Raw genomic sequence first — 8,004 nt, forward strand, 5'->3', positions numbered from 1 at the left:
CTGCCTCACAGTGCCGGTGGGGTGAACGTGCCGACCGTGGACTCCAGCGCGGCGGCGACCCGGTACATCCGGTCGTCGGCCATGGTCGGAGCCATGATCTGGAAACCGACCGGGAGCCCCTCGGAGAGGCCGCACGGGACCGAGATGGCCGGTCCGCCGTACAGGTTGGTCGGGATGGTGAACAGGTCGGCCAGGTACATCTGGTAGGGATCGGCGGTGCGCGCCCCGATCGGGAAGGCCACGAACGGGGTGGTCGGCGAGATCAGCGCGTCCACCCGCTCGAAGGCGGCGGTGAAGTCCCGGGTGATCAGGGTGCGGACCTTCTGCGCCTGCCCGTAGTAGGCGTCGTAGTAGCCGGACGAGAGCGCGTAGGTGCCGATCATGATCCGCCGCTTGACCTCCGGGCCGAAGCCGGCCTCCCGGGTCAGCGACATGACCTCCTCCAGCGACCGGTTGCCGTCGTCGCCGACCCGCAGGCCGAACCGGACGCCGTCGAACCGGGCCAGGTTGGAGGAACACTCGCTCGGCGCGATCAGGTAGTAGGCCGGCAGCGCGTACTTGAAGTGCGGGCAGGAGATGTCGACGATCTCGGCGCCCAGCTTCGCGAGGGCCTCCACCGACTCGCGGAACGCGGCCATCACGCCCGGCTCGGCGCCCTCGCCGGTGAACTCGGTGACCACACCGAGCCTCACCCCGGTCAGGTCGCCGGACGCGCCGAGCTTCGCCGCGCCGACCACGTCCGGCACCGGGGCCGGGATCGAGGTGGAGTCGCGCGGGTCGTGACCGCCGACCACCTGGTGCAGCAGCGCGGCGTCCAGCACGTTGCGCGCGCACGGGCCGGGGGTGTCCAGCGAGGAGGAGAACGCCACCAGGCCGTAGCGGGACGTGCCGCCGTAGGTGGGCTTCGCCCCGACGGTGCCGGTGACCGCGCCGGGCTGGCGGATCGAGCCGCCGGTGTCCGAGCCGATCGACAGCGGCGCCTCGTACGCGGCCAGCGCCGCGGCGCTGCCACCACCGGAACCGCCCGGGATCCGCTCCAGGTCCCACGGGTTGCGGGTCGGGCCGTACGCCGAGTATTCCGTGGAGGAGCCCATGGCGAACTCGTCCATGTTGGTCTTGCCGAGCATCACCGTGCCGGCGGCGCGCAGCCGCTCGACGATCGTCGAGTCGTACGGCGGGCGCCAGCCCTCAAGGATCTTCGAGCCGACGGTCGTCGGCACGCCCTTCGTGGTGAGCACGTCCTTCACGGCGACCGGCACGCCCGCCAGCGGCCCCAGCTCCTCGCCGGCGGCCCGGCGCTCGTCCACGCTCCGGGCGGCGGCCAGCGCGCCCTCGGTGTCGACGTGCAGGAAGGCGTGGACCTGGTCGTCGACGGCGGTGATCCGGTCCAGGTGGGCCCGCGTGACCTCCACGGCGGAGGTCTCGCCCGTCGCCACCAGGCCGGCGATCTCGGCGGCGGTGAGCCGGGTCAGGTCAGTCATGAAGCCACATCCTCGTCCAGGATCCGCGGGACGCGGAACCGCTGCTCCTCGGCGTCGGGCGCACCCGACAGCGCCTCCTGGGGGGTCAGGCACGGCGTCACCACGTCCTCGCGGAGGACGTTGGTCAGCGGCACCGAGTGGGACGTCGGCGGGATGTCCGCCGCGGCGACCTCGCCCACCTGGGCGACCGACTGGAGGATCACGTCCAGCTGGCCGGCGAAGGTGTCCAACTCCTCCTCGGTGACGGCGAGCCGCGACAGTCGCGCGAGATGCGCGACCTCCTCGCGGGAGATGGCGGCCATCGGGTGCCCCCTTCGTGGCTGTCCTGCTGCGTCTGCGGTGTGCCGGCCGCGCGCTCGCCGGGGACGATGACGCGCGGTGACCGGAGCGAGTCTATTGCCCTCCGGTCGGGTCGACGCCTCCGACTCCCGGTGCCGGCCCGCCGGGACGCCGGTCAGCGGGGCGGGCGGCGTGGCCCCTCGCCGTCCGCCGACACGGCGGGGTGGACCGGCCGGTACCGGGACAGCCAGGTGACCAGCTCCTCGGCCGGCATCGGTCGGGCGTAGAACCAGCCCTGCGCCACGTCGCAGCCGGCCGCGTGCAGCAGCCGCCAGGTGCGCTCGTCCTCGACGCCCTCGGCGACCACCCGCAGCCCGAGCGCACCGGCCAGCTCGATCATCGAGCGGACGATCGCCGCGTCGTCCGGGTCGTCGGCCATCCCGAGCACGAACGACCGGTCCACCTTCACCTCCGACAGCGGCAGCCGGCGCAGGTGCTGCAACGACGAGTAGCCGGTGCCGAAGTCGTCCAGCGCGATGCCGACGCCGATCCGGTGCAGCTGGGTGATGCTGGCCAGCACCCGCCGCGGGTCGGCCATCAGCGCACCCTCGGTGATCTCCACCTGGAGCCGGTCCGGGGGGACGCCGTACCGGGCCAGCCGGTCGGCGATCTGCTCGGCGATCTCGCCGGTGTGCAGGTCCCGGACGCTGACGTTGAGCGCGGCGCGCAGCGTGACACCGGCCGCGGACCACTTGGCGACCTGCTCCACCACGTCGTCCACCACCCGGCGGGTGAGCAGCCGCATCACCGCGCTCTGCTCGGCGACCTGGATCAGCTCCCCGGGGTCGACCATGCCCCGGCGCGGGTGCCGCCAGCGCAGCAGCGCCTCGACCCCGACCACCTCGCCGGTCGCGATGGCGATCTGCGGCTGGTAGTACATGGTGATCTCGCCCGGGTCCCCGGCCGGGTCGTCGAGGCCGGCGGAACCGGTGCCGCCGCGCTGCTCCGCCGTCCGGATCGGGGCGGGCGCGGCGGCGCCGGCACCGCCCGCCCGGCCGTCCGGGAGGTCGGAACCGCCGCGCTCCGGGCGGCCGGCGGACACCGTTCCGGTCCGGCCACCGAGCACCGCGCCGGGCTGATCGGGCATCACCTCGGGCCGGCCGTCGGGGACCGCCCCGGGCTCGCCGCCGAAGGCCGGGGTCAGCCGGTCGCCGTCGCCGGGCGCGGGGTTCTCCGGTGGGGCCGTGTGGGTGGCCCGCCGCCGGATCGGGTCGGCGCCGGTCACGATCCGGTTGATCAGCTCGTCGTCGTGCCGCGCCTCGACCCGCTCGCGCCGCCGCAGCCGCCACCGCGCCGGCGGCTCCGCATCCCGACGCGGCATCAGGCGCGCCCCGCTGGCCCGGCCGCCGTTGCGGCGCGGGCCGTCGCCGTGGGCCGGCCGCGCCGCCGGGGCGGGCAGACCGGGCGCCGGGGCGAGGGCCGCGCCGTCGCCGCCGCGTACGCCGGTCGGCTCCTCGGTCCGGGCGGGCGGCCCGGACTCCAGCACCCGGCGCAGGTCGGCGAGGAGGCTCAGCCGCTCGGCGGAGTTGTGGTCGGACTCGGGCGCGTAGACGGCGACGGTGTCGTTGCGGTGCTTCGCGTCGTACATGGCCACGTCGGCGTGGCGCATCAGGGTGGCGAAGTCCTCGCCGTGCTCGGGGAAGAGGGCGATGCCGATGGAGCCGCCCACGTCCAGCGGCAGGCCGTCCAGCGGCACCGGCTCGGCGAGCGCCGCCACCACCCGGTCGGCCCGCTCGCGGGCCTGGTCGGTGCCGGTGAGCCAGGGTACGACGATCGCGAACTCGTCGCCGCCGAGCCGCGCCACCAGATCCTCCCCGCCGACCACCTCGATCAGCCGGGCGCTCACCTCGACCAGCAGCCGGTCCCCCACCGCGTGCCCGAGCGCGTCGTTGACGTGCTTGAACCGGTCGAGGTCGAGCAGCAGCAGGGCCAGGTGGGCGTCCGGCTCACCGCGGGCGGCCCGCTCGGCGTGCAGGTGCACCTGCTCGGCCACCTCGGTGAGCAGGGCCTTGCGGTTGGGCAGCCCGGTGAGCGGGTCGAGGTCGGCGAGCTGCTCGCGCTCGTCGGAGAGCCGGGCCATCCGGTAGACCGCGAACAGCGGCACCAGCACCAACGGGATCAGCGCGGCGCTGGCCCGGGCGGCGGCCACCAGCACCGGGGCGAGCAGCAGCAGCGAGCCGGTGGAGAGCAGCTCGTAGGCCAGACCCTGCCGGACGCTGGGCCACCAGCGGTCACCGAAGCGCAGCCGGATCGCGCAGCTGACCAGGCCGTAGTTGACGACGAACCAGGTCGCTGTGGCGCCACCCACCGCCGCCACGTCGGTCCAGTGCAGCCGGCCGCCGCCGAAGAGCTCACCCGGGCCGAGCCGGGTGACCGCGTACGCGGCGGCCAGCGCGCACGCGTACTGGGCCCCGTTGAAGGCGGTGCGCCAGCCGGCGTAGCCGAGCCGCCAGCCGGAGACGGCCACCGCCACGGCCTGCACCGCGACGGCCGGGCCGAGCCCCCAGCCGAGCAGGATGGCGAAGGTGAAGCAGGTCGACGGGAAGACCGCCGAGGTCTGGCGTCGACCGGGCGGGACGAACGGGCGGGCGTCGCAGGCGACGGCGAGCGCCGCCATGGTCCAGAAGGCGGCCGGCAGGTGGGGCAGCTCGTCGGGGAGCGCGGCCAGCGGCCCGGCCGAGACGAGCAGGGCCAGGACGCCGACCACGGTGACGAAGCCGAAGAACGGCCCGGTCCGCCCGGGCGGGACGGAGTTTCGCGGGTCGCCGGTCTCCATCGCACCTCCCGGGGTCGGCCCTGGCGCGCCGTCACGCGCCGTACGCCAATGAAACGCCCTCGGTGCCGGTTTCCCCGACACGACAGTCACGAATCGGTCGTAGTCGTAATTAAGTTGGAATACGCGGCGGGGGTCGCCGCGGGGTCGGGTCAGCCCTCGGTGCGGGCCACCTCGCGGGCCGCGTCCGGGCCGGACTCCAGCAGCACCCGGAAGCCCTCCTCGTCGAGGATCGGCAGCTTGAGGTCGGCCGCCTTGTCGGCCTTGGACCCGGGGTTGTCGCCGACCACCACGAAGCCGGTCTTCTTGGAGACCGAGCCGGTGACCTTGCCGCCGCGACTCTGGATCGCCTCGGACGCCTGGTCGCGGCTGAACCCGGCCAGCGTGCCGGTGACCACGACGGTCACCCCTTCGAGCGGGCGCGGGCCCTCCTCGCCGGCCTCCTCGGCCATCCGCACGCCGGCCTCGGCCCACTTGCGCACCACCTCGCGGTGCCAGTCGACGGCGAACCACTCCTTGATGCTGGCCGCGATGGTCGGGCCGACCCCGTCCACCGAGGACAGCTCCTCCTCGCTCGCCGCGTCGATCGCCTCGACCGAGCGGAAGTGCCGGGCGAGCGCCTGCGCCGCGGTCGGGCCGACGTGCCGGACGGAGAGCGCGACCAGCACCCGCCACAGCTCCCGCTCCTTGGCCACGGCCAGGTTGTCGAGCAGCTTGGTGGCGTTGCTGCCGAGGGTGCCGTCCTTGTTGACGAAGAACGGCGAGCGGGAGAGCTGCTCGGCGTCGAGCGCGAACAGGTCGCCCTCGTCGTGGATGATCCCGGCGTCGAGCAGCGCGGCGGCGCCCTTGTAGCCGAGCACCTCGATGTCGAAGGCGCCCCGGCCGGCCAGGTGGAAGACCCGCTCCCGCAGCTGCGCCGGGCAGCTGCGCGAGTTGGGGCAGCGGATGTCGACGTCGCCCTCCTTGGCCGGAGCGAGCGGGGTGCCGCAGGCGGGGCAGGTGGTGGGCATGACGAACGGGCGGGCGTCGGCGGGGCGCAGGTCGACCACCGGGCCGAGCACCTCGGGGATGACGTCGCCGGCCTTGCGCAGCACCACCGTGTCGCCGATGAGCACGCCCTTGCGCTCCACCTCGCGGGCGTTGTGCAGGGTGGCCAGGGCGACCGTGGACCCGGCCACCCGGACCGGTTCGAGGACGGCGAACGGGGTGACCCGGCCGGTGCGCCCGACGTTGACGTCGATGTCGAGCAGCTTGGTGGTGACCTCTTCCGGCGGGTACTTGAAGGCGATGGCCCAGCGTGGCGCGCGGCTGGTCGAGCCGAGCCGCCCCTGGATGGAGACCGGGTCGACCTTGACCACCACGCCGTCGATCTCGTGCTCGACGTCGTGCCGGTGCTCGGCGTAGTAGGAGATGTATTCCGCCACCCCGGCCAGGTCGGGCACCACCCGCCAGCGGTCGCTGGTCGGCAGCCCCCACGCCCTGAGCGCCGCGTAGGACTCGGACTGCGCGGCCGGCTGGAAGCCCCTGCGGGCGCCGATGCCGTGCACCACCAGGCGCAGCGGCCGGGAGGCCGTGATCCGCGGGTCCTTCTGCCGCAGGCTGCCGGCGGCCGCGTTGCGCGGGTTGGCGAACGGCGCCTTGCCCTGCTCGACCAGCCCTGCGTTGAGGTCGGCGAAGCCGGCCACCGGGAAGTAGATCTCGCCGCGCACCTCGAGGAACTCCGGCACGTCGGGGAAGTCGTCGGAGGGGGTAAGCCGGGCCGGCACGTCCCGGATGCTGCGGACGTTGGCGGTGACGTCCTCACCGGTGCGCCCGTCGCCCCGGGTGGCGGCCCGGACCAGCCGCCCCTTCTCGTAGGTCAGGTTGATGGCCAGGCCGTCGACCTTCAGCTCGCAGAGGTAGGGCACCGGGCCGCCGGCGTCCCGCTCGACCCGCTCGGCCCAGGCGGCCAGCTCCTCGTCGGCGAAGGCGTTGTCGAGCGAGAGCATCCGCTCGGCGTGCGTGACCGGGGTGAAGTCGGTGGAGAAGGTGCCGCCGACGCGCTGGGTCGGCGAGTCGGGGGTGCGCAGCGCCGGGTATTCCTCCTCCAGCGCCTCCAGCTCGCGGAGCTGCTTGTCGAACTCGGCGTCGGAGATGGTCGGCGCGTCCAGCACGTAGTAGCGGTACTGGTGCTCGGTGAGCTCCTGGCTCAGCGTGGCGTGCCGCTCCCGCGCCTCCGGGGTCGGCTCGGCGCCGGCCGCCGCCTCCTGCGCGGGGCTGACCGCCTGGGGAACCTCGTCCTCGGACCCGCTGCCGCTCTCGGACACCGCTGTCGACCTCCCGTGATCGTGCTACCCCCGCACGGTAGCGGGCGGGGGTGACAACCGCCGCCGGCAGACCGATCCGTTCTCCGCCGATCATGAGGTTGGCGGCGCCGAAGCGGACATCCCACCCCGTCACCCTCATGATCGCCGGACGGTCCGTGGGCCGCGGTCGGGGTCGTGGTGCGGGGCGATGAGGTGGTCGCCGTGCGACGATCGCCGGGCGGTTCTGGGCCGGCACGGGCGAGAGGCGGGGGTACGGATGCGCGACGGGCTGCTCTGGGCGGCGGTGATCGTGGCGTGTGTCGCGGCCGGCTGGCTGTGGGGCGAGTGGCGTCGCCGGGCCGCGCAGCGGTCCACGGCGGCGGCTCCGAGCGAGGGTCGCCGGGGCAGGCGGACCGACGCGGCGGACGACCGCTCCGGGACGGCGGCCCGTCAGGGCAGCGGCGCACAGGCCGGGCGCCGCGGTTCCCGGCCCGGCGGTCGCCCTGACGGCGCTCGGCCTAGCGGCGACCCGGCGCGCGGACGAATGGGCGGTGAGCCGACGCGCGGACGAACGGGCGGTGAGCCGGCGCGCGGGCGGACCGGCGCGGCGCCGCGGCCCCGGGACGCCGGGCGGGGGCCGGCGACCACGCCGCGCCCCGGGGAGGTCTGGTGGGCCGACGTGCCCTTCGCCGACGGGACCGGCTCGAAGGTGCGCCCCTGCCTGGTGCTGCGGATCGACGGCCGGGACGCCGACGTCCTGAAGATCACCAGCCAGGACAAGTCGGGCCGGGACGACCACCTGCCGATCCCCACCCGGAGCTGGGACCCGGACGCCGACCACGACAGCTTCCTGGACATCAGCGAGCCCATCCCGGTGCCCCTCACCGCCTTCGAGGACCGCGCCGGCGCCTGCGACCCCGACCTCTGGCACGGGATCCGCCGCCTCCCCCACCTGACGGCCTGACCCGGCACTGACCACCACCGCCCACGCCCGACCCGGTCGATCATGAAGTTGTTGCCCCGGCCACCGGGGCGGGGTCAAGGGGTCAGTGCAATCGCTAGGGCGCGATGAGTTGTGCGAGGCGTTGGGCCGGGGTGGCCCAGCCCAGCGTTTCGCGGGGTCGGG

Annotated in this window: 5 protein-coding genes; 1 reads left to right on the forward strand and 4 read right to left on the reverse strand. The window is 74.7% G+C overall.

The genetic code is table 11. The annotated features are described in order from the left end of the window. Window positions 1-5: 5 nt before the first annotated feature. The 4 genes from gatA to ligA all read right to left on the reverse strand — a co-directional run bounded on the left by gatA (window position 6) and on the right by ligA (window position 6,899). Window positions 6-1,481 carry an Asp-tRNA(Asn)/Glu-tRNA(Gln) amidotransferase subunit GatA gene (gene gatA, locus ACFYPD_RS15810; protein WP_387113367.1) on the reverse strand — a complete coding sequence of 492 codons (1,476 nt, stop codon included), beginning with the start codon at window positions 1,479-1,481 and terminating at the stop codon, window positions 6-8. After that, window positions 1,478-1,783 (reverse strand): Asp-tRNA(Asn)/Glu-tRNA(Gln) amidotransferase subunit GatC, encoded by a 306-nt coding sequence (gatC, locus tag ACFYPD_RS15815; protein ID WP_091268917.1) that lies wholly within the window; start codon window positions 1,781-1,783, stop codon window positions 1,478-1,480. Before gatC ends, gatA begins: the two co-directional genes overlap by 4 nt. Window positions 1,784-1,935: 152 nt before the next feature. Then, complete coding sequence (locus ACFYPD_RS15820) at window positions 1,936-4,596, reverse strand: putative bifunctional diguanylate cyclase/phosphodiesterase (RefSeq protein WP_387113369.1); 2,661 nt, start codon at window positions 4,594-4,596, stop codon at window positions 1,936-1,938. 149 nt (window positions 4,597-4,745) lie between these two features. Next, a complete protein-coding gene (ligA, locus tag ACFYPD_RS15825) occupies window positions 4,746-6,899 on the reverse strand; it encodes an NAD-dependent DNA ligase LigA (RefSeq protein ID WP_387113371.1) in 2,154 nt (717 codons plus the stop codon). 256 nt (window positions 6,900-7,155) lie between these two features. Here ligA and ACFYPD_RS15830 point away from each other — a divergent pair, with 256 nt between their 5' ends. After that, window positions 7,156-7,842 carry a type II toxin-antitoxin system PemK/MazF family toxin gene (locus tag ACFYPD_RS15830; RefSeq protein WP_387113373.1) on the forward strand — a complete coding sequence of 229 codons (687 nt, stop codon included), beginning with the start codon at window positions 7,156-7,158 and terminating at the stop codon, window positions 7,840-7,842. Window positions 7,843-8,004: the final 162 nt, after the last annotated feature.

Origin of the sequence: Micromonospora sp. NPDC005299 (assembly GCF_042872345.1) — a bacterium.
GTDB lineage: Bacteria > Actinomycetota > Actinomycetes > Mycobacteriales > Micromonosporaceae > Micromonospora.

Excerpts from the sequence above, each read along its gene's own strand:
- gatA (WP_387113367.1), bottom strand. The coding sequence starts at position 1,481 with ATGACTGACCTGACCCGGCTCACCGCCGCCGAGATCGCCGGCCTGGTG.
- gatC (WP_091268917.1), bottom strand. The coding sequence starts at position 1,783 with ATGGCCGCCATCTCCCGCGAGGAGGTCGCGCATCTCGCGCGACTGTCG.
- ACFYPD_RS15820 (WP_387113369.1), bottom strand. The coding sequence starts at position 4,596 with ATGGAGACCGGCGACCCGCGAAACTCCGTCCCGCCCGGGCGGACCGGG.
- ACFYPD_RS15830 (WP_387113373.1), top strand. The coding sequence starts at position 7,156 with ATGCGCGACGGGCTGCTCTGGGCGGCGGTGATCGTGGCGTGTGTCGCG.